18 protein-coding genes and 1 tRNA gene are annotated in these 20,105 nt (G+C 47.9%); 3 read left to right on the top strand and 16 right to left on the bottom strand.

Features of this window, described 5'->3' with window-relative positions; translation table 11 throughout:
* Positions 1 to 239: 239 nt before the first annotated feature.
* The 5 genes from FN001_RS15410 to FN001_RS15390 all read right to left on the bottom strand — a co-directional run bounded on the left by FN001_RS15410 (position 240) and on the right by FN001_RS15390 (position 4,396).
* Entirely contained in the window at positions 240 to 1,028 is a 789-nt protein-coding gene (locus tag FN001_RS15410; RefSeq protein ID WP_142412427.1) for a ZIP family metal transporter, read from the bottom strand.
* A 177-nt stretch (positions 1,029 to 1,205) separates the two neighbouring features.
* On the bottom strand, positions 1,206 to 3,389 hold the full coding sequence (gene feoB, locus FN001_RS15405) for a ferrous iron transport protein B (RefSeq protein ID WP_142412426.1): 2,184 nt from the start codon (positions 3,387 to 3,389) through the stop codon (positions 1,206 to 1,208).
* A gap of 115 nt (positions 3,390 to 3,504) precedes the next feature.
* The gene (locus tag FN001_RS15400; RefSeq protein ID WP_015552719.1) at positions 3,505 to 3,729 is read right to left on the bottom strand and encodes a FeoA family protein; all 225 of its coding nucleotides are present in this window, start codon (positions 3,727 to 3,729) and stop codon (positions 3,505 to 3,507) included.
* Between the two features lie 246 nt (positions 3,730 to 3,975).
* On the bottom strand, positions 3,976 to 4,191 hold the full coding sequence (locus FN001_RS15395; RefSeq protein ID WP_117470097.1) for a FeoA family protein: 216 nt from the start codon (positions 4,189 to 4,191) through the stop codon (positions 3,976 to 3,978).
* Between the two features lie 28 nt (positions 4,192 to 4,219).
* The gene (locus FN001_RS15390; RefSeq protein ID WP_015552721.1) at positions 4,220 to 4,396 is read right to left on the bottom strand and encodes a FeoB-associated Cys-rich membrane protein; all 177 of its coding nucleotides are present in this window, start codon (positions 4,394 to 4,396) and stop codon (positions 4,220 to 4,222) included.
* Positions 4,397 to 4,780: 384 nt separating this feature from the next.
* On the opposite strand from FN001_RS15390, the gene FN001_RS15385 reads away from it, so the two are divergent.
* Together FN001_RS15385 and bilS are read left to right on the top strand one after the other, a co-directional pair.
* Positions 4,781 to 5,983: an FprA family A-type flavoprotein gene (locus FN001_RS15385; protein ID WP_142412425.1), complete on the top strand. Its 1,203-nt coding sequence runs from the start codon at positions 4,781 to 4,783 to the stop codon at positions 5,981 to 5,983.
* Between the two features lie 15 nt (positions 5,984 to 5,998).
* Positions 5,999 to 6,505, top strand: coding sequence for a flavodoxin family protein BilS (bilS, locus tag FN001_RS15380; protein WP_158553017.1), 507 nt, complete (start codon positions 5,999 to 6,001; stop codon positions 6,503 to 6,505).
* Positions 6,506 to 6,691: 186 nt separating this feature from the next.
* Here bilS and FN001_RS15375 read toward each other — a convergent pair whose 3' ends face one another.
* The 7 genes from FN001_RS15375 to FN001_RS15345 form a co-directional block, all read right to left on the bottom strand.
* Complete coding sequence (locus FN001_RS15375) at positions 6,692 to 8,107, bottom strand: serine hydrolase domain-containing protein (RefSeq protein WP_142412424.1); 1,416 nt, start codon at positions 8,105 to 8,107, stop codon at positions 6,692 to 6,694.
* 178 nt (positions 8,108 to 8,285) lie between these two features.
* A complete protein-coding gene (locus FN001_RS15370) occupies positions 8,286 to 9,581 on the bottom strand; it encodes a CapA family protein (protein WP_142412423.1) in 1,296 nt (431 codons plus the stop codon).
* A 3-nt stretch (positions 9,582 to 9,584) separates the two neighbouring features.
* Complete coding sequence (locus FN001_RS15365; protein ID WP_142412422.1) at positions 9,585 to 10,850, bottom strand: M20/M25/M40 family metallo-hydrolase; 1,266 nt, start codon at positions 10,848 to 10,850, stop codon at positions 9,585 to 9,587.
* Between the two features lie 234 nt (positions 10,851 to 11,084).
* Positions 11,085 to 11,960 carry a LysR family transcriptional regulator gene (locus FN001_RS15360; RefSeq protein ID WP_142412421.1) on the bottom strand — a complete coding sequence of 292 codons (876 nt, stop codon included), beginning with the start codon at positions 11,958 to 11,960 and terminating at the stop codon, positions 11,085 to 11,087.
* Positions 11,961 to 12,094: 134 nt separating this feature from the next.
* Positions 12,095 to 13,357 carry a 2-hydroxycarboxylate transporter family protein gene (locus FN001_RS15355; RefSeq protein WP_142412420.1) on the bottom strand — a complete coding sequence of 421 codons (1,263 nt, stop codon included), beginning with the start codon at positions 13,355 to 13,357 and terminating at the stop codon, positions 12,095 to 12,097.
* A gap of 22 nt (positions 13,358 to 13,379) precedes the next feature.
* On the bottom strand, positions 13,380 to 13,883 hold the full coding sequence (greA, locus tag FN001_RS15350) for a transcription elongation factor GreA (RefSeq protein ID WP_117503379.1): 504 nt from the start codon (positions 13,881 to 13,883) through the stop codon (positions 13,380 to 13,382).
* A 258-nt stretch (positions 13,884 to 14,141) separates the two neighbouring features.
* Positions 14,142 to 14,912: a sulfite exporter TauE/SafE family protein gene (locus tag FN001_RS15345; protein WP_021905198.1), complete on the bottom strand. Its 771-nt coding sequence runs from the start codon at positions 14,910 to 14,912 to the stop codon at positions 14,142 to 14,144.
* 379 nt (positions 14,913 to 15,291) lie between these two features.
* Here FN001_RS15345 and FN001_RS15340 point away from each other — a divergent pair, with 379 nt between their 5' ends.
* Entirely contained in the window at positions 15,292 to 16,257 is a 966-nt protein-coding gene (locus FN001_RS15340) for a LysR family transcriptional regulator (protein WP_142412419.1), read from the top strand.
* Positions 16,258 to 16,355: 98 nt separating this feature from the next.
* On the opposite strand, the gene FN001_RS15335 is transcribed toward FN001_RS15340, so the two are convergent.
* The 4 genes from FN001_RS15335 to FN001_RS15320 form a co-directional block, all read right to left on the bottom strand.
* A complete protein-coding gene (locus FN001_RS15335; protein WP_142412418.1) occupies positions 16,356 to 17,549 on the bottom strand; it encodes a Zn-dependent hydrolase in 1,194 nt (397 codons plus the stop codon).
* A gap of 77 nt (positions 17,550 to 17,626) precedes the next feature.
* Positions 17,627 to 18,958, bottom strand: a complete 1,332-nt coding sequence (locus FN001_RS15330) for a sodium-dependent transporter (protein ID WP_142412417.1) — start codon at positions 18,956 to 18,958, stop codon at positions 17,627 to 17,629.
* Positions 18,959 to 19,022: 64 nt separating this feature from the next.
* Positions 19,023 to 19,568 (bottom strand): EAL domain-containing protein, encoded by a 546-nt coding sequence (locus FN001_RS15325; protein WP_142412416.1) that lies wholly within the window; start codon positions 19,566 to 19,568, stop codon positions 19,023 to 19,025.
* A 332-nt stretch (positions 19,569 to 19,900) separates the two neighbouring features.
* Positions 19,901 to 19,972, bottom strand: a tRNA-Gly gene (locus FN001_RS15320).
* Positions 19,973 to 20,105 lie beyond the last annotated feature (133 nt).

Genomic DNA, 20,105 nt, shown 5'->3' with positions numbered 1-20,105 from the left:
TAAAAAGTGGATATCCCAGAGTCACATCATGGACTCTGGATATCCACTTTTCTTTTTATTTTTCTGCATTTTTTCCACCGGACAGAGGACAAGGGGGCGTCGCCCTTCCCTATAATATTATCTTAGCCGGGAAAACTCTCACCTCTTTCAGGTAGTGAGTAACAACAAACTCGTCTCAGTGGGAATCAGGTCCGACTGAGCTAAACGCTCCGCGAGAATGCACAGTCGTCCCTATTGTATCACCCAAGTGCCACGTCCAGCATCATCATCAATGCAAATCCAACCGCAAACCCGATGGTCCCGATATTCGAGTGCTCTCCCTCCGCGGTCTCCGGGATCAGTTCCTCCACGACCACGTACATCATGGCACCTGCAGCGAAGGCGAGAAGATACGGCAGGACCGGAGCGAGGACCCTGTATAGCAGCACAGTCAAAAGCGCTGCGACAGGCTCTACAACACCGGAAAGCGTTCCATACAGAAATGCCCGGTTGCTGCTCATTCCCTCACCCTTGAGCGGCAGGGAAATGATCGCGCCCTCCGGGAAGTTCTGGATCGCGATCCCGACGGACAGGGCAAACGCACCGGCTAAAGTGATCCCGCTGTTTGCCGTAAGAAGGCCCGCGAACATGACACCGACCGCCATTCCTTCCGGAATATTATGAAGGGTCACCGCAAGGACAAGCATCGTATTTTTTTTTAACGTGCAGGACGGACCTTCCGGTTCATCGCACCCGATGTGAAGATGAGGCACATGCCCGTCAAGGAACAGCAGGAACAGGATGCCGCAGAAGAATCCGGTCACCGCAGGCAGAAACGCCAGACGTCCCAGATCCGCGGAAAGATTCATGGACGGGATCAGAAGTGACCACACGGATGCCGCCACCATGACACCGGACGCAAAGCCCAGAAGACCTTTTTCCACATTCTGACGGATTCCATTCTTCATAAAATATACGCACGCAGCCCCAAGTGTCGTCCCCGCAAACGGGATCATGATCCCAAGAATAATATTTCCGATATTTTCCATCGTTTTTGTCTCCTTTGATCCGCGAAGGCCGTCCGGACCCCGGCGCGGCTCTCGCAATCTTCCTTCTATAAGCTATGCGGTTTCCAACTGAAAAGATCCAGGTCACGAAGCGATGTCCGCCTCTGACCTGGATCTTTTATAGAGTTTCTATGGAATAATGAAGTAATACTGCCAAAATTATGCTGCTACAGAGCGGCGGGATGCCTTTTTCTGGTTCTTATAAGGATCCGGACGGAACAGCATATAGAGGAATCCGAGAAGAACAACAACAGCTGCTGCTGTGCCGATTCCGAATGAACCACCTTCCATAAGAAGTCCGAACTGGTAGAACATCAGTGCTACACAGTAAGCGAATACGTTCTGGAAGATGATTGCAAACCAGAACCACTTTCTGGACTGCATCTGCTGGGCCATTGTGGAAATAGCCGCCAGACACGGGGAGTTTAACAGGTTGAATACAAGGAAGGAGAAGGCTGCTGCCATTGTCGGGAACCAGTCTCTGATCGCGGCTGCGACAACGTCTGTCTCCTCGGAGAGATCCTCGCTGACATTAGCAAGGACACCCATTGTGGAAACGATACCCTCTTTTGCGGAGAATCCGGAGATCGCCGCTGCAACGCACTGCCATTTGCCCCATCCGAGAGGAGTGAAGATCCATGCAAGAGCGCTTCCGAGGATTGCCATCAGGCAGTTCTCTGTATCTTCTACCATGCCGAAGGAACCATTCTCGAATCCGAAGGTGGAGAGGATCCACATGATCACGCAGGCAAGGAACAGGATCGTTCCGGCTTTCTTAATGAAGCCCCACAGACGCTCCCAGGTGTGCATGAGAACGGTCTTTGCAGACGGGATGTGGTATGCCGGTAACTCCATAACAAACGGAGCAGCCTCGCCGGAGAACGGTTTTGTCTTCTTTAACATGATTGCTGCTACAAGGACGCAGGCGATACCTAACGCGTACATTAAGAATGCTGTATTTCCCGCATCGGAGTAATCTCCGGATGTCCAGCCGACCATGATGCCGCCTAAAAGAGCGATGACCGGAAGCTTCGCGCCGCACGGAATAAATGTGGCTGTCATAATGGTAAGACGTCTGTCGTTATCGTTTTCGATGGTCTTGGAAGCCATGATACCCGGGATACCGCAGCCGGATGCGATAAGGAGCGGAATGAAGCTCTTACCGGAAAGTCCGAAGTGACGGAATACACGGTCCATGACGAATGCGATACGTACCATGTATCCGCAGTCCTCAAGGATGGAAAGCATTAAGAATAAGAGTGCCATCTGCGGCAGGAATCCGAATACGGCGAAGAGTCCGCCGAGGATGCCGTCTACAACAAGACTCTGGATGAAGTCGCTTGCGCCTGCTGCCGCGAGTGCCGCGCCTGCCCATTCCTGAATGCCGCCGCCGAATGTATCATTCGCCCAGTCTGTACCCATGGTTCCGAGTGTGCTTACGCAGATATAGTAAACGAACCACATCACTGCCGCGAAGATCGGGATACCTAAAATACGGTTTGTGACGATCTTATCGATCTTATCGGATGTGGAGAGCTTCTTGCCGGATTTCTTAACGGCCTTGTCGATCACGCTTCCGATGTATGTATAACGCTCGTCTGTGATGATGCTCTCTGTATCGTCATCGGTCTCTTTCTCAAGACGGGTCACCTCTGTGTTGACCGCTGCCATAGCGGATGCCGGAAGATGTAACTGCTCGATGACCTTGCTGTCCTTCTCAAGAAGCTTGATCGCGAACCATCTCTTCTGGTCTGCGTCCACAGCGTCACCGACAGCCTCCTCAACCTTCTCAATCGCGTTTTCTACGCTTCCGGAGAAGATGCCGGCCGGGTTTTTCCACTCATTCTTCTTTGCTGCCTCGATCGCCTTCTCGACAACCTCCTTAAGGCCTGTGCCCTTTAATGCGGAGGTTTCAACGACTTCACAGCCGAAAATCTCGGAAAGCTTCTTCACATCGATCTTATCCCCGCTCTTTGCAAGCAGGTCAGCCATGTTTAACGCGATTACAACCGGAATACCGATCTCGAGGATCTGGGTCGTCAGATATAAGTTTCTCTCAATGTTTGTTGCGTCTACCAGATTGATGATCGCCTGCGGTTTCTCGTGAACGAGATAATCACGGCTTACAACTTCCTCCAGTGTGTATGGAGAAAGGGAGTAAACACCCGGAAGGTCTGTGATGATGATCTCTTCACCGCTCTTTGAAGATTTTAATTTACCTTCTTTTTTCTCTACTGTTACACCCGGCCAGTTTCCGACGTACTGGTTCGCGCCTGTGAGGGCATTGAACATGGTCGTCTTACCACAGTTCGGGTTGCCGGCTAATGCGATTTTAATAGCCATTTTTCATCCTCCTATTTTCCTGCACTTGTGTTGTCACTGTCCACACTCCGCGGGGACAGCAACCGTGTTTTGCCAATGTTTTGCATACACATCAGGTAAAACATTTATCCCGTCATCAGACTGTAACGACTTCGACACTTTCCGCATCGTCTCTTCTCAAAGACAGTTCATATCCACGGACCGTGATCTCGACCGGATCACCGAGCGGCGCTACTTTACGAACGTAGATCTCGCTGTTTTTGGTAATGCCCATGTCCATGATTCTGCGGCGGAATGCGCCCTCTCCGTTGATCTTTACAACTTTAACCGTTGTATGTACCGGAACTTCACGTAATGTCATGTCTTCTCCTTTCTATCCTTGTGAACCGCTCCTGCGGTCCGGATCCATTCCCCCTGCCTTTTGTGAATTTTTTCCAAAAGTTTCCGATTAGTTGATGCTAATTAGTGCATACTAACCTTTGAGGAAAAAGCAAAGTGGGAAATCTCCCACTTGAACTTTCATCATCCATAACTGCCCATTCTTCCCGGTCTGCACTTCCTTGCTGGATAATGCAAACTGCTGAACAGTTACTGTCCTTTTTCACAGCTACTGCACCATAACGTGCTTTGCCATCTCCTTGTTGATCGCGACTCTGGAATCCTTGATGTTTACGATCAGGTTTCCGTTGAGTTCAGAGATCACTGTCACTGCCGCTCCGTCCACGAAGCCAAGATTCGCGAGGAATCTCTTTGTATCCTCCGCTCCGCCGACACGCTGGATCATACCGGTCTCACCGGCACGTAAAAATGTCATTGGCATCATGTTTCCTCCTCTTTACACTCCCATCCGCTCAGGCTTTGTGAGCTTTCGGAGCTGTATCGTAATGGACACTGCCGCATCCGCTGCACCCGGAGCAGGAACCGCAGCAACCTCCGCAGGAACCGCTCTTCTTCTGTTTCCGGATGCTCTTTATCACACCGATCACGGCCATGGCAACCAGCAACAAAACAATTACATCTGTAAGCATTTCTATCACCTCTCACCAAACCATTTGTGGGAACAGTCGTATTGATAACGAATATCAATTTCAAATGAATTATATGACTTCATACACCACTTGTCAACTGGTATTTAATAATTTTTTAAGATTTTACTGGATGGTTTTACTTGCTTTCCAAAGACTTTCCATTTAGAATGATAGTATATCTGCGCCCATATTTCTGTCTTGTCTGAATTTATTTTTTATATCTTCAAAATTCGCCAACAATTAAGATATATAAAGGCCAGATAATTTTATTTTTTGACCTTTTGTGACTCTTTTAAAAGCCAGTACCTTTCCGGTATTTTACCGTTCTCGTTCTGGCAGATTTCGAAAGCGCCACAGCAATATTATTATCAGGAGGTTTCTAACATGAATAACATAAGAAAGCTTACAGATTCTCTCTTCTGGGTCGGCGTCAACGACCGCCGCATCGCTCTCTTTGAAAATGTTTATCCGGTTCCTACAGGAATGTCCTATAACTCTTACGTTCTTCTTGACGAGAAGACAGCACTCTTCGATACCGTGGACGCGTCCTTCACCCATGATTTTCTCGAAAATGTGACCGCTGCCTTAAAGGGCCGCACTCTGGACTATCTGATCGTAAACCACATGGAGCCGGACCACTGTGCGTCCATCGCCGATGTGATCGCCGTTTACCCGGAGGCAAAGATCGTATGCACCGCAAAGGCTGTGGGAATGATGAAACAGTTCTTTGATTTTGATGTGGACAGCCGCGCGATTCTGGTAAAAGAGGGAGATACCATCTCTCTCGGCTCCCATGAGCTTACCTTCGTGATGGCCCCGATGGTGCACTGGCCGGAGGTCATGGTTACCTATGAAAAGACAGAAAAGATCCTGTTCTCCGCTGATGCCTTCGGTTCCTTCGGCGCTGTCGACGGAAATATCTTTGCTGACGAGATCGACGATAAGGTTGCCTGGCTCTCTGAGGCGAGACGTTATTATACAAATATCGTTGGAAAATTCGGCATGTCCGTACAGGGTCTCTTAAAGAAGGCTGCCGGGCTCGAGATCCGGATGATCTGCCCGCTCCACAGCGTGATCTGGAGAGAAGATCTCCCATGGCTCATCGATAAATACCTCAAATGGAGCTCCTATACGCCGGAAGAGAAATCTGTAACGATCGCCTACGGATCTGTTTACGGTCATACGGAAAAAGCTGCCGATATCCTTGCCGGAAAGCTTGCCGACCGCGGCATCCGCCATATTTCCGTCTTTGACGTTTCCAAGACCCATCCGTCCTACATCATTGCAGACGCGTTCCGTACCTCCGCGATTGTCTTTGCATCCATCACCTACAATGGCGGTATCTTCTGCAATATGGACACACTGCTCCACCAGCTTGCAGCCCACGGTCTTACAAACCGTACCGCTGCCCTGATCCAGAACGGAACCTGGGCGGCAACCACCTCAAAACAGATGGGGGAAATCCTCGGTACAATGAAAAATATCCATGTGCTCGAGTCAGATGTGACCATTAAATCTGCCCTGAAAGACAATCAGGAGGCTGAGCTTGACGCACTTGCAGACGCAATTGCCGCATCATTACAGTAAGTGGAGGAAATGCCAATGAAATATGCAATCGTTTATTCCAGTAAGACCGGAAATACCGCAGCACTTGCAGATCGTCTCCATGATATCCTTCCGCATGAGCACTGTGTTTATTTCGGTGATACGTCCCATTACTCCCCGGATCTTGGAGCGGACCTTATCTTCGCCGGCTTCTGGACCGATAAAGGAAGCTGCGATGACAGGACGCGTGTTTTCTTAAAGAACCTTCAGAATACAAAGATCGCTCTTTTCGGCACAGCCGGATATGCAGCTCCTGATTACATCCACTCGATCTTAAAACAGGCAGAGGCAAATATTCCCGTAAACAACACCGTTCTGACAGGCTTCGTCTGCCAGGGGAAAATGCAGCCGGCAGTCGCAGATAAATTTGCCGCAATGCTCGAAAAGGACCCGGAGGACGCAAAGGGAAAGCTTCTTCGCGATACGTACCAGGAAGGTCTCTCCCATCCGAACGAAGAGGACTTCGCAAACTTTAAAAAGTGGGCTGAAGGCTTTATCCACTAATTGATCGTCATATAAAACGCACTGCATGGATTCCGTATGGCGGTTAAACTCAAGTCGAAACGTCCGTGAGACTTTACGCATGATTCTGGTCAGCGAAGCTGACATATTCCTATCAGAATCACGAAATGCCGGATGATCGGTCTTCCCGATCACCCGGCATTTTTTCATACTCAAACCTTGCTCCAATCAGTCTTTCACTCTCGGCAGCATTCTTCCGCCGTATCCGATTGCAAAGATCTCACCATTCTCATTTTCAAAAAATCTAACGTAGCCATCCTTATCCGGATTTCGCACAATCCCTAAAAATTCCTGCACCGGCACAAATCGAAGAAGCGTCTCTCCCTCTTTGACTGCCAGATTTCCATCTTTTTCAAAGATCGTGATATTGTTATCTTCATCTGAACGGAAGGTGCCGCACATCGCCTTTCTCTTTTCCGCATCCCACTCCGTCTCCTGATAAACGGACCGGTCCTCGATCGGATTCCTTCCATGGTACATCCGCATTGCTGCATCCGCGATCGTGCTTACCGGTACACCTGATGTGTTGCACAGTACCATAACACCCACTCCGGCATCATACGACCAGGATAAATTCGATGAAACTCCCGGCAGGCTTCCGCCATGCTCCATAACCGTCAGGTCATCCAGCTTCTTCTGCGCAAGGCCAAAGCAATAATGGCTATCCGGGCGATAATCGATTCTTGGGCGGCACATCGTCCGGACACCCTCCTGGGAGAGGATCCTTGTTCCATCGATCCCCTTTCCATAATTCAGATACATACAGATGTATTTTTTCATGTCTGCAAGCGTAGATTTCAGGGAACCGGCTCCTCCGAGGGAAAATGCATTGTCGTGGTAATCTCTGCCGGAGATCACAACCCCTTTTTGCATTTTGTAGAGAATTGCCGCGTTCGCATCCGCTGCCGGTCTTACATACTCTCCGCTGCTCCGCTCCATATGAAGAGGCTCAAGAATATGTTTTTTCACATATTCCGCAAAGCTATTCTCCCCGCCGACACGACGCACGATCTCCGACAAAAGTCCAAAGCCATCATTGCAATAGCTCATGTAGTTTCCCGGATCTCCGATCAGACCGCCGTTTTCCTTTGTCTGGGCATCCAGCAGCTCAGCGACTGCCTTTGTTCCTTCCAATGCGATCTTCTCACAGAACGCAAAATCCCCTGTCTCATTCTCATCCAGTCCTGCCTTCTGCGCGATCTCATTGATGATTGTGCGGTGCATCGGATAAAAGCCCGCTGTGTGACATAAAAAGTGCCATACCTTTATCGGTTTCTGATTGCGGTTTATAAATTCCGGAATATATTTGCTCACCGGATCATCCAGATCTACTTTTCCGGCTTCGACTAGCTGCATGATCGATAAAGCCACAAAGGATTTCGTGACGGACGCTAATCCGAAGATCGTATCCTCATCGATCGGCAGTTTTTTCTCCTGATCCCGGTATCCAAAAAACTTTTCATACTGCGTCTTTCCATTTCGGTCAACGATCGTAACCGCGATTCCCACTGCGTTGGAACGTTCCTGTATTCTGGATACAAGTTCCTCAAAAAGAAATCTTGACGCATTTGTGATTTTGTTCATAGGTACTCCTCTCCTTTACGCTGCGCGCACCTGGTGATCTGATTCTCACACAGGTGCGCAGTCTTCATATTGATTATATCGATTCTGATCGATTTATTCAAGTTCTTCCCTGTCCCGATCAATTTCGCTCAGGATTTTACTCTTTCTCTCTTCCATATCCGCTCACCTTCTATCTTCTTTAAAGTCTGATCGTTCCTACGCCGTCTTTAATTTCCATCTCAGTTCCATAAGGTTTTGAAAGCTCTGCCAGGTATGACAGTACGTTCTCATCACCGGTCAACACCGGAACTCCTTTTTGCGGCCTTTTTTCTGTCATTCCAAGAGAAATCGGATACAGTTTGATTTCTGTTAAATGTCCATCTTCCATGGTCCAGCCTGCCATCACGGATAGCCAGATCTCCGGAAGTACTCCGTATCCGGCTGTGCCATTTTTACTACGGGCATCCATATAAGCACCAACCTTGGTATCCAGCGGCATTTTTTTATTTATGTATGCATCGTAAGGCTGCTTTTCCACAGTTTCTGTCTCAAAGAGGAAATTTCCCAGACTGTAGAAGATAGGCGCTCCGTGATAGATCTCAATTCCACGAAGTTCATGCGGTCCGTGTCCGATTACCGCATCAGCTCCCGCATCCACACATCTTCTTGAAAATGTCTCAAGGAACATGGATGGAACCGTTGTGTCCTCCCCATCCGTCTCGTGCCCATGAAAGCTTACAAGAACGATATCTGCCTGTTTTTTTGCCTCAATGATCTCCTTCTCGACACGTTCCATATCAGCCGGGAATGGAACGCTCTCGATCCAGTCTTTTTCATCCAGAACAAATTTGTATGTTCCAAAGGGCAGTGTTCCGGAAGCCGGCGGATTCTTATATCCGTTTTTTACAGACTGCTCCATCGTTGCGTTGATCTTTGTAAGCGCCGCCAGTTCTTCTGCTTTCTTATAATTCTCTTCCGTGACATGGTAAATCGTTTCATAACGAAGAGGATTTAATCCAGGTCTTCCGATCAATTCCGCGCTCTGTCCACCAGCCATTCCTGACTCATGGAAGCTTGAAGAGACCGCAATCATTGCGACACGTCCGTTTTTCGTCTCCAGATAGCATGGTTTTGATGCCTCGGAAAGATTTTTTCCTGTTCCGGCAAAGATCATGTCTCTCTCTTCGAGATTCCGGATGGTCGCAAGAACGCCTCCATGACTGTAGTCACAGGAATGATTATTTGCCGTATTAAACAGATTAAAACCAAACGATCTCATATCATCAAGGGTTCTTGGATCTGCCATTGCCCAGGTTCCTCCGGAAAATGCTGCCGGATATCCTTCCTCATTGTGGAATGTCATCTCCAGATTCGAAAATTTCACATCATACTGACTGATCACGTCTCTGACCTGCTCAAATCCTTCATAACCGCCTTCCGGAAATCTTCTTGTGATAAACGCATCTCCTGTAGCGATCAGTGTCATTTTCTTCATAATCTATTTTCCCTCCACAACAGAATTAGTCTCCCCGTCGATTCCTGCTGCCATCATCAATACCATAAATGCCTGCTGAACTGCCTTATATGAGTCGGTGATCGGAAACTTTTCATGGACACTATGATTCATTACATTTTTTCTATTTTCATCCGGTGCAAACGCGCGTCCAAGACAGATCGATGGAATTCCTTTCGAAACCGCTACGTTCGCATTTGTGCAGCCGCCTTTATGGAATACCGGTTCAATATCCAGAGACTTCAAACCAAGCCACGCTGATTCTACCAGTGGTGTATGGGAATCCTGAGTTCCGCCCGGAACCTGACTGATCAGTTTTTTATCCCAGGTGATCTCATCTTTTCCCCATTTTTCTGTTTCTTCCCGGCATGCTTCTTCGATCGCATCAAAGATTTTTGTGCGAAGCTTTGCAAGCTCCTCCGGTGAATTTGACCTGAAATTAAATTTGATGGTTGCCTGCGATGCGATCGCATGCACTCCGGCCGCAGTTCCACCGTGGAAATTGGAGACACAGAAGCTTGTCTTCGGATCTGATGGAACTGTAAAATCAGCGATCTTCGCAACTGCTCTGGCTGCTGCATGGATCGGCTGTGCCATCTCACCAAACGCTCCAAACGCATGACCGCCGATACCATAAAAGTTGACCTCGTAGGTCTCTCCGCTCGTCGCCTCGAAGATCAGTGCGCTCATGTCATTGTTATCAATTGTAAGTGAAATATCAATGTCATCATTATCATTCAGGAAATCCTTCATTCCGCCGAGGCCGCCCATACCTTCCTCACGGGTAGTTGCCACAAATATAATGTCTCCGAATGTCTTGATCTCGTTCTTATTCAATGCTCTTAAAAGTCCCAACAGCATTGCCAGTGCTCTCGTATCATCACCGATTCCCGGTGCGTAGAGGAATCCGTCTCTCTCCTCTACACCATGTACCGTTCCAAACGGAAAGACTGTATCCAGATGTCCCTCGATCAATACTTTCGGCCCTTTGCCGCTTCCTCTTCGAAGGCCAACGACATTTCCACCGCGGTCGATGTGAACATTTTCAAGGCCAAGCGCTTTAAATTTTTCCATCATGACCGCAGCTCGTTTTTCTTCCTCTCCCGTCGGAGCCTCTATGAGAACCAGTTCTTTCTGCTCTTCAATCGTATTCCTCTCGTCTTCCTGTATAAATTTCATAGCTTCCTTTACACACGGAATACTCATTGTATATTCAAACTGTTTTTTTACCCGCTCTGATACCTGATACATGCTTCATCCTCCATTTGTGATCAATAACTACTGGTAACAAAAATGATATAAACACGACAAAAGCGCTCCTTTTTAAGAAGGTCTCTCAGACCTTCACCATAGATGCATATGGCTGATTCTTAAAAAGGTGCGCTTTCTTTTATAGGCCAATTATATAATAATTATATATATTGTTCAAATATTATTCATGAATGACTTATATTCTCATTTCGAATGAATTTGGCACAGTTTTATTTATTCTTCTTTGATACTATTAAAATATTTTTCCGTGTATTTACAGAATTTCTCCAATTCTTCTGTCATTTTCAGATCTTTCTGCAGGATCAGATACAGGGATCGTTTGAATTCGTTGTTATCGATCGGCCGATAACAGACATTTTCAAAATCTCTCTCACTTCTCAGGTGATCTCTCCAGGAATACCTTGGCCAGATAGTAATCCCTAACCCCTCCTGTACCATACGTCGCAAAATATCAACGGTATCACATTCAAATGCAATATCCGGAATGATCCCTTCTTTTTCGAATATTGCATCTGAAATCGTCCGGATACTTCCTCCGCTTCTCAGCATAACAAATTTTTCATTCCTGATATCCGATAACTTGACTTTTTCCAGATTTTTCAGCCACGAATCTTTATGAAATGCAAGACACAATGGCTCTTCCATCAACTTTACCGCATTACTGAACACATACTGCGGCAGTGTACTTCGAATACAGACATCCCATTGGGTTGCCTCTCTGCGATCTAATACTCGAAAAAATACATCCGGATTTTCCTCCCGAAATTCACGAATTAATTCCGGCACAAGCTGTCCTGCGGTCAGAACATTCAAACGGATCATTTTCTTCTTCTGTCTATTACGGAATTCCAACGGAAGCCGTTCTATTTCCTCAAGCAAAGGAACCACCCTTTCCTGCAATAAATACCCATCATGGGTAAGCACACAGGATCTTCCGTTTTTCCGAAGCAGTTCTGTTTTTAATTCGCGCTCCAGTGATTGGATCGCCTTACTGATGGAAGGTTGGGATACATTCAATTCCTGCGCCGCCATCGTGATATTTTCATATTTCGCCGCATATGCAAAATATCGAAGCTGATATATTTCCATCTTTGCCACTCCCCCATTTTTAATGCATGATGTAACTGTTCAGTGCCTCACAGTTACGGGCAAAAATCCCATACTTTGCTAAAACAAGCGCAGCAGGTGCAAAAGCCTGCTGCGCACAATACAGGATACAGATTCTACCCCACCATCTGCACTAATATTCCTCCAAGCGTCAGCATCAGCGCTCCGCAGGATCTTGTAACGATCTGCGCAAATGGCAGAAGCTCCATTCTATGAGCACTGCTCAAAACAGCCACATTGCCGGAACCGCCCATATTTGTTGTACACATCCCCGCTGCGATGGCAGATTCCAGTGGGAAAAAGCCGACAAGCTTTCCAAGAACTGACGCCGTAAGCGTAATAATCCCCACGATGAGTACCACCGTGATCAGATATAACGGTGTCAGAGTTTTTAAAATTGTATTCAGATCGATCAGCGTAAAACCGATCCCCGCAAGTGCCGCCGCCGTCCAGCTCTTAATGGCAAACTGCCCCCACTCTCTTGCCGCATCCTCCAGCTCTTCGGACATGATGCCGGTTCCCTTTACGAGCACGACCGCAATGATCATCCACGCATACGTAGGAATCACAGGAACAAATCTGTGTAAGATCGCGCCAAGCTGATAAAAGGCGAACGCAATGATCATCCCGGTGCATAAAGACGCAAATGTCGGCTTCAATGGCGGTGTTTTTTTCACCGTTTTTCCATCATTCACCAATACACCGTTTCCGGTCGTCTCCGGGTGTTTTTTTCCGAAATTGTTTAAAAGACCGCCAAAAATAATCGCTACACAGTTTCCAAGCACCGTGGCCGGTGCCATCTTTGTCAGCACATCTGCTGCTTCCACGCCGAGCGCCTGGGAGTACATGGCAGAAAGAGGAACTGTACCCGCTGTCATTCCGCCGCTGGTCATAGGCACTCCGATATAGAGGATCCCGCCCCAGAAACCTTCCCCAAGGATGATCCCCATAATTCCTGAAAGCAGAATTCCCATAGAAAGAGAGATCACCGCCACCGGCAGAAGCTTCACGGTAGCCCTGAGCAGAAGATTCCGGTCGATATTAAAGAGACTGCCGCAGATCAGCGCCGCGATATAAAAGATCAAGAAGCCACTGTCATTGACAAAATAATCGAGCGTCTCAAGCGTCTGCTCAGGAATCAGTCCGCCTGCCGTGAGGATCGCAGAACCGAGAATACAGATCACAGATCCTCCGAGATACGTCTTCACCACCGGCACGTTATTTCCAATTGCATTTAAGCCCTCACCGAATACCATCAGCACTAAAAACGCCGGGACCAGACTCTTCGGGACACAGCCCGTAAACATGCATGCCGCCGTCAGTGCCAGAATGAGGACATACAATGGCAGCGGAAACCCCGCCACTTTAAAATCCTTCATACTCAACCTCTCTCTGTCTTCTTTAAAAACTCCGGATCGCATCGCTTCCATCATCTACCGTCTTCTCCAGACGCTTGATGATCACATCATATCCCGCTTTGTCATTCACCTGCACATGTACCCGGTCGCCGACCTTATGCCCCAGAAGTGCCCTTCCGAGCGGGGACTCGGAACTGATCAGTCCCTTTAAGGAATTTCCGCGGATCGTCGTAACGATCTTATAGGTCTCTGTCTCATCGTCATCCTCAAAATACACGTCCACCGTGTTGTAGAGACCGACCTCATCGTCTTTCGACTCATCCGATACCACCTTCGCCGTCCGGATCATTCTCTCCAGATATCGGATCCGGCTTTCATTCTTGTTCTTGTCCTTCTTCGCTGCATAATATTCAAAATTTTCACTTAAGTCGCCCTGGGCTCTCGCCTCTTTTACTGCCTCGATCGCCTCTTTCCGGACCACAAGTTTCCGGTATTCGATCTCCTCTTCCATCTTCTTTATATCATTTTTTGTTAACTCATCATACATAGTTCTTCCACTTCTTTCCTGAAATTCTTTTAACACTATCTTATCTCATTCCTGCCTTAAAAACAACCCCTGAGGAACCCGGCCCTTGCAAATATACCGGCAGTCTTACCCTGTGCGCATCCTTGGCACGTTCATGCCTTTTGTGTAACAGAGAATTCCCCGGAATTTCCTGTTACATAAAAAGAGCCGGTCCACAGTAAGACCAGCCCTTTTATATGGGTAAACAAAAACAGGTAAACCTTATTGAATTTTATGCATTTAACCCCACAGATGATTCTGCCAGGCAAATTTGATCACAGTGAGGATCACTACGACTAACATTACCGGTTTGATGATCTTCTCACCCTTCCTGATCGCCAGATTGACGCCGACGAGGTTTCCTGCAATGGCACAGAGTGCTGCCGGACACGCGATCTCGTAAGCGACATTTCCCGTTTTCACATAGCTTACAAGGGCGATGGCGTTCGTAAGTACGATAAGGACCTTACCGTTACCGGACGCGCATCTCGCATCATAATGCATGATCATCGTAAATGCGATGATCGCTACGGTACCGATCCCCGGTCCGAAAAGACTGTTGTAAAATCCCATAATCACGCCGACGATCAGGGCCTGAACAACCGTTTTTTTTGAGATCTCGCTTCTCATGATCACGTTTCTCGCGTCAGTCTTTCTGAGAACCATAATGAGGGCGATCACCGGAAGTGCCACCGTGATGGCCTTCTGGATGCTCTCCTCCGGAAGGAGAAAGATGATCTTTGTTCCGATCCATGCCCCCGTCATCGCCGTGATGGCTGAGACCAGTGCGATCCTCAGATCGACCATGTTGTTTTTAAAATACTTGATCGCCGAGACCAGGTTTCCAAGACCTGCCTGCAGCTTATTACAGCCGTAAGCCGAGCGGACCGGCAATCCAATCATTAAGTATGTCGGCAACGCGATCAATCCTCCGCCTCCGCCTATGGAATCAATGATACCCGAAATAAAGAAGATCGGGCAGATGATAAGCAATGTTTTTAAATAACTCATTTCCTTCTCCCTTTTTGCACAGCTCACGTTCTTTCATCATCTCCGGGAAACTGTCTCCACTGTGCTGCTGTTTGTATTTGCTGTTATTTTGATCCGTCAAAAGCTCTCTTCCCGGCACATAAATCCTTTTATTCGTTACTGTTCACGCCTTGCGCAAACAGTAACTGATTTTGCCGATGCTTCGCATTCCGAATCGGCAAAATCCACTACCACCACTGTATTGTACGGAATTTTCAGTTCAGAAAATTCCTACCCGTGTACAGTAATTTTTATTCCCTCCCTTGATCATCTTGAATATACCATGGATCTCATATATAATCAAATTTATAATATTGATATTTTTCATTAAATATATTTATGTGCAAAAGGAGTCCCCCACATGTTCCAATCCAAAGACTACATTTACGAGATCTACCGCTGCGGAAGTTTTTCCGCCGCGGCAAGAAACCTCTATATCACCCAGCCCGCAATCAGCATTGCAGTAAAAAAAGAAGAGCAGGAGTTAGGCCAGCCCATCTTTGAGCGTTCTTCCTCCCGTCTTCTTTTAACTGACGCCGGCCGCGCCTACATCGATGCCGTGGAAAAGCTCCACCGCATTGAAGAGGATCTGAAGGTCTACTGCAACGACCTCTCGAACCTCAAAACAGGTGCTCTGAGGATCGGCGCCTCCAGCTTCTTCCTCTCCAGCATCGTTCTCCCGGTCGTTGCCGAATACAGCTGCCGCTATCCCGGAATCTCTCTGGACGTTCAGGAAGCGCCATCTCTCGAATTACAAAAGCGTCTCGCGAATGAGGCGCTCGATATCCTTGTGGATCCGGTGGACCAGCAGGGTGACACCTTCAACTCTGTTATCCTCTTTGAAGACCACTTTCTCCTCGCTGTCCCAGATGCTCCAAATTTCTTTGCCTCTATGGGAATAAAAAAAGACCTTCTTCCTGCGGCATTCACCGCCGATGAGATCCGCCGCGGTGTTCATTTAGATCCGGCTGCGCCTTCCGTCCCCCTCTCTTCCTTCGCAAAGGCTCCGTTCCTGCTGCTACGCCCGGAGACCATTGCCTACGAGCGCGCCGTGAAGCTCTGTTCTCAAAATGGCTTTGCCCCAAATATCCGTCTGCAGTTAGATCAGCTCGCCACCGCCTACCGCTCCTGCGGTGCCGGTCTCGGCGTCACACTCCTGTCTGACACCGTTGTCCGCATGTCTGACCACGATGAACCCGTCATTTTTTACAAGCTGGACTCTGATGATGTAAGCCGTGACATCGCTGTTATGTGGAAGAAAAAGAGATATGTATCAAAGGCTATGGAAGAATTTACGAAGCTGGCGGTGGAGATGTTTTCTGGTTAAATACTGATAACGTCCTCAAGCGTCCGTATATATTCTTTAAATTCCCCTTTGTTTATATAGTTTTCCAAATTTAGCCATTCATTCAATCATCTATAAAATTAAAATCCATTTTCATCCAGTTTTAACACTGTCTGATACAGAACATCCGCTCCCATATCGATATGTTCCGGTTTTGTATATTCGTCGCCCTGATGGCTGATGCCCTTGACACTCGGGACAAAGATCATACCGATCGGAACTCCTTCGTGGGCCATCGCATTTGCGTCATGACCTGCGCCGCTGGGCATGATGACATGGCTGATTTCCTTTTCCGTGCAGACATCATCGATCAGTTTGATCAATCTCGGATCACACGGTGTGGAATATTTGGCACTGGTATTTACAAATTCAAACTCACAGTTCGGAATCTCTTTTGCGAGTGCCTGAATATCTGCATAGAACTGATCTGTTACAGCCTTGTCCATATGACGCATCTCAAAGTTCGCCACAGCCTGTCCCGGAATTACATTTTCCTGTCCGGGTGATACAGAGATCTTTCCGACCGTAAATACAAGCGTGTCGTTCAGTTCTCTTGCCCGCTCTTCTGCTGCCACGATCAGCTTTGCCATTCCGACAAGCGCATCTTTTCTGTTAGCCATCATCGTTGTGCCCGCATGGTTGCTCATGCCTTTTGCCGTTACCTTATAGTCGATGATGCTGACGATTCCGCTGACAACGCCCACATCGATTCCCGTATGATCGAGTTTATCGCCCTGTTCGATATGATATTCCAGATAACACTCATACTTGCTGATATCTCTCTTGGCTGCTTTTGCTTTTTCCGGACTGCAGCCAAACTTTGCTAATTTTTCCGCATATCCGGGAATGTCCGGATCGAGCATCCCTGTCACGCATCTGCTTCCAAATGTGCCGCCAAGAATACTGGACTCTTCCATATTAAAGCCCCAGATTTCCAATGGATGGCGCAGGGTACGTCCTTCTTCCTTTAAGCGGGCTGCAACTTCCAGCGCACCGGTCACACCCAGCATTCCATCATAAACTCCGCCCTGCATAACTGTATCCATGTGAGAACCGAGCACAATGGATTTTGCTTTCGGGTCACTCCCCTGCAATACACCATGAAGATTTCCCACCGGGTCAGTCTCCACCTGCATTCCCAGCTCCTGCATGCGTCCTTTTAAAAACTCAAGTGCCTGGAAATATTTTTCTGAAAATCCCAGCCGTGTGATCGAACCATCTTCATTCCGCCCAATATTGCCCGCCTGTTGAAGCAATTCGTTTAATCTGCTCATATTTGTAAGTTACCTCCACTAAATTTTTCACATGTCGTCCTCAGATTTCTACTGACGAAACACGGAAGTATCTCTTATCAGCCAATTCCCCCAAGCAGTGCCCCCGCCACAAGAGCGATAAAAGCCGCCGGGACCAGCACAAATTTCCCCAACGGGATAAACCAGCCACCGATCGGTTTATTAGTTCCTTTATTGACCGCGGTAAGCGCAAAGTCCTCTCCGGCAACCCAGAAGAACATGATCGCCGCCAGCATTGCACCAAGCGGGCAAATATAGATCGACACTGCATCCATCCAGCCGGAGACGATTCCCTGGATCATGAGCGCGATCGCGCCTCCGAACACGGCGATCACGATCACGGCATTTCTTCTGTTTAACCCCAAACGCTCCTGCATCATTTCCACCGGTGCCTCATAAAGGTTGACCAGAGAGCTTAAACCGGCAAACAGGACGCAGATATAAAATACCAGCTCCACGATCCGTCCGCCCGGCATTCCGTTAAATACGTTTAAAAGATAGATAAACATGAGCCCCGGTCCGCCGGAAGAAAGCTCTGCCCCGCCGGCTGCCATTCCCGGAATGATCACGAGAGCCGCAAGCAGCGCCGCCAGAGTATCGAAAACCGCTACATTTTTCGCGGAACTCACCACATTTTCCTCGTCACTCAGATAGGAGCCGTAGATAACGGTTCCGTTTCCGGCGATGGACAGGGAGAAAAATGCCTGTCCGAAGGCATAGATCCACAATCTCGGATTCAACAGCCCCTGTGGATTCAATGTAAAAATATACCGGTATCCATGTCCGGAACCCGGCAGCGTGAAAATGTAGGCGCCAAGTCCCAGAAACAATACAAACAGCAGGGGCATCATGACCTTATTCGCTTTTTCGATCCCGCCTGCGATTCCATAAGCCATGATCACGCCCGTCACGATCATAGCGACCACCTGCCAAAGGTTGTTTCCGAAGGACGATGCCGTTCCATCGAAGAGTCCTCCGATTGCGTCCATATCCTGTCCCATCCGGAACAGCCCGCCTGTGATCGCAAGGAACGCGTATTTAAAAATCCATCCTACGACCACCGTATATCCGATCGCCAGTGCCAGAGAGCCAAGAACCGGAAGCACGCCGATCACCTCACCCGTCCGCTTATTTCCGGTGCGGATCTCCGTGCATTTGCCAAATGCCCTGATCGGTCCGCTCTTTGCCGCGCGTCCAAGTGCCATTTCCTCGATCACTCCGGTAGAAGCGATAAGAATGACAAACAGAACATATGGAAGCAGGAACGTCATTCCACCCCATTCTGAAACCATATATGGGAATCTCCAGATATTCCCCATACCGACTGCTGACCCAATGCAGGCCAGCACAAATCCTGTCCGGCTCTTAAAGCCATCCCTATGTTTTCCCATACGCTTACAACTGCCTTAGAACAGCTATGCCCCTTTCTCATGATTCATGTTAAAAGTTTCTTTTTTATTTTAAAAGCTTCTCCAGTTCTATGATCGTTAACGGCTGCGCAAACAGATATCCTTGATACATCCCCGGATCCGCCTCACGGATAAACCGAAAAATTCCTTCGCTTTCGATTCCCTCTACACAAACCGATACGCCAAGTGTCTTTGCACAATTAATGATCGACTGGACCATGATCTGATCGGCAGGCTGCACCAGAATATTTCGGATAAAGCTTTGATCGATCTTGATGCAGTCAAAATCCAGAGTTTTCATCAGATTGAAAGAGGAATATCCGCTTCCAAAATCATCTGCCGAAATCCCAACTCCATATTTGTGAAATTCCGCAATATGCCATTTCAGGATCTGTTGATCCAGCGCCTGGCAATGCTCCGTCAATTCCAGGATCAGATTGGAGGCAGGAAAATGTTCTTCCTCCAGAATATCACACACATCCTGCATGAACTTTTCCTGTGCAAACTGCCGCCAGGAGACATTGACACTCACCTTGAAATCCCATGAAAATCGATAGTGACTTTCCGGATCCGTCTCAAATATATTCTTCATGTCTGTTTTTTCTTTAATCAGCTCGTAAGCAATGATCCAACCTTCCTGCGTGTCATTAACAGAATTGGATTTATGCCATCAACCAGCATTTCCGAACATATTTTATCATACCATGCAATCTTATGTTTTACAAGTATTTGAAATTGTTGCGACGACCGGAGCGGAGCGTAGACATTCGAACCGTTCAAACCCGGCAGGGCTCGAACACTCAAGAAACCTGCTGTCCACTTGATGATCCTTTCATTTTAGTTACTTATCCACACTTCATCTGCATCGCAAACTCTTTTTCCACAAAAAAAGAGGATACCCACACTGGATATCCTCAAAAAGCGAGCACGAGACGGGATTCGAACCCGCGACCCTCGCCTTGGCAAGGCGATACTCCACCACTGAGCCACTCGTGCATAGGTAACATACCTTCAAAACCACATATTGAACTTCATCAACCTTTGAATCTTCACTTGACCTTCCTGGATAAGCCCTCGACCGATTAGTAACAGTCAGCTCCATGCATTACTGCACTTCCACCTCTGCCCT

The organism is Clostridium sp. Marseille-P7770, from assembly GCF_902143525.1.
Classification (GTDB): Bacteria; Bacillota; Clostridia; order Lachnospirales; family Lachnospiraceae; genus Pilosibacter.
This window is presented reverse-complemented; position numbering and strand designations above follow the sequence as displayed.

What these genes read in the sequence shown, in the direction of transcription:
- FN001_RS15410 (WP_142412427.1), bottom strand. Translation starts at nt 1,028, where the DNA reads ATGGAAAATATCGGAAATATTATTCTTGGGATCATGATCCCGTTTGCG.
- feoB (WP_142412426.1), bottom strand. Translation starts at nt 3,389, where the DNA reads ATGGCTATTAAAATCGCATTAGCCGGCAACCCGAACTGTGGTAAGACG.
- FN001_RS15400 (WP_015552719.1), bottom strand. Translation starts at nt 3,729, where the DNA reads ATGACATTACGTGAAGTTCCGGTACATACAACGGTTAAAGTTGTAAAG.
- FN001_RS15395 (WP_117470097.1), bottom strand. Translation starts at nt 4,191, where the DNA reads ATGATGCCAATGACATTTTTACGTGCCGGTGAGACCGGTATGATCCAG.
- FN001_RS15390 (WP_015552721.1), bottom strand. Translation starts at nt 4,396, where the DNA reads ATGCTTACAGATGTAATTGTTTTGTTGCTGGTTGCCATGGCCGTGATC.
- FN001_RS15385 (WP_142412425.1), top strand. Translation starts at nt 4,781, where the DNA reads ATGAATAACATAAGAAAGCTTACAGATTCTCTCTTCTGGGTCGGCGTC.
- bilS (WP_158553017.1), top strand. Translation starts at nt 5,999, where the DNA reads ATGAAATATGCAATCGTTTATTCCAGTAAGACCGGAAATACCGCAGCA.
- FN001_RS15375 (WP_142412424.1), bottom strand. Translation starts at nt 8,107, where the DNA reads ATGAACAAAATCACAAATGCGTCAAGATTTCTTTTTGAGGAACTTGTA.
- FN001_RS15370 (WP_142412423.1), bottom strand. Translation starts at nt 9,581, where the DNA reads ATGAAGAAAATGACACTGATCGCTACAGGAGATGCGTTTATCACAAGA.
- FN001_RS15365 (WP_142412422.1), bottom strand. Translation starts at nt 10,850, where the DNA reads ATGTATCAGGTATCAGAGCGGGTAAAAAAACAGTTTGAATATACAATG.
- FN001_RS15360 (WP_142412421.1), bottom strand. Translation starts at nt 11,960, where the DNA reads ATGGAAATATATCAGCTTCGATATTTTGCATATGCGGCGAAATATGAA.
- FN001_RS15355 (WP_142412420.1), bottom strand. Translation starts at nt 13,357, where the DNA reads ATGAAGGATTTTAAAGTGGCGGGGTTTCCGCTGCCATTGTATGTCCTC.
- greA (WP_117503379.1), bottom strand. Translation starts at nt 13,883, where the DNA reads ATGTATGATGAGTTAACAAAAAATGATATAAAGAAGATGGAAGAGGAG.
- FN001_RS15345 (WP_021905198.1), bottom strand. Translation starts at nt 14,912, where the DNA reads ATGAGTTATTTAAAAACATTGCTTATCATCTGCCCGATCTTCTTTATT.
- FN001_RS15340 (WP_142412419.1), top strand. Translation starts at nt 15,292, where the DNA reads ATGTTCCAATCCAAAGACTACATTTACGAGATCTACCGCTGCGGAAGT.
- FN001_RS15335 (WP_142412418.1), bottom strand. Translation starts at nt 17,549, where the DNA reads ATGAGCAGATTAAACGAATTGCTTCAACAGGCGGGCAATATTGGGCGG.
- FN001_RS15330 (WP_142412417.1), bottom strand. Translation starts at nt 18,958, where the DNA reads ATGGGAAAACATAGGGATGGCTTTAAGAGCCGGACAGGATTTGTGCTG.
- FN001_RS15325 (WP_142412416.1), bottom strand. Translation starts at nt 19,568, where the DNA reads ATGAAGAATATATTTGAGACGGATCCGGAAAGTCACTATCGATTTTCA.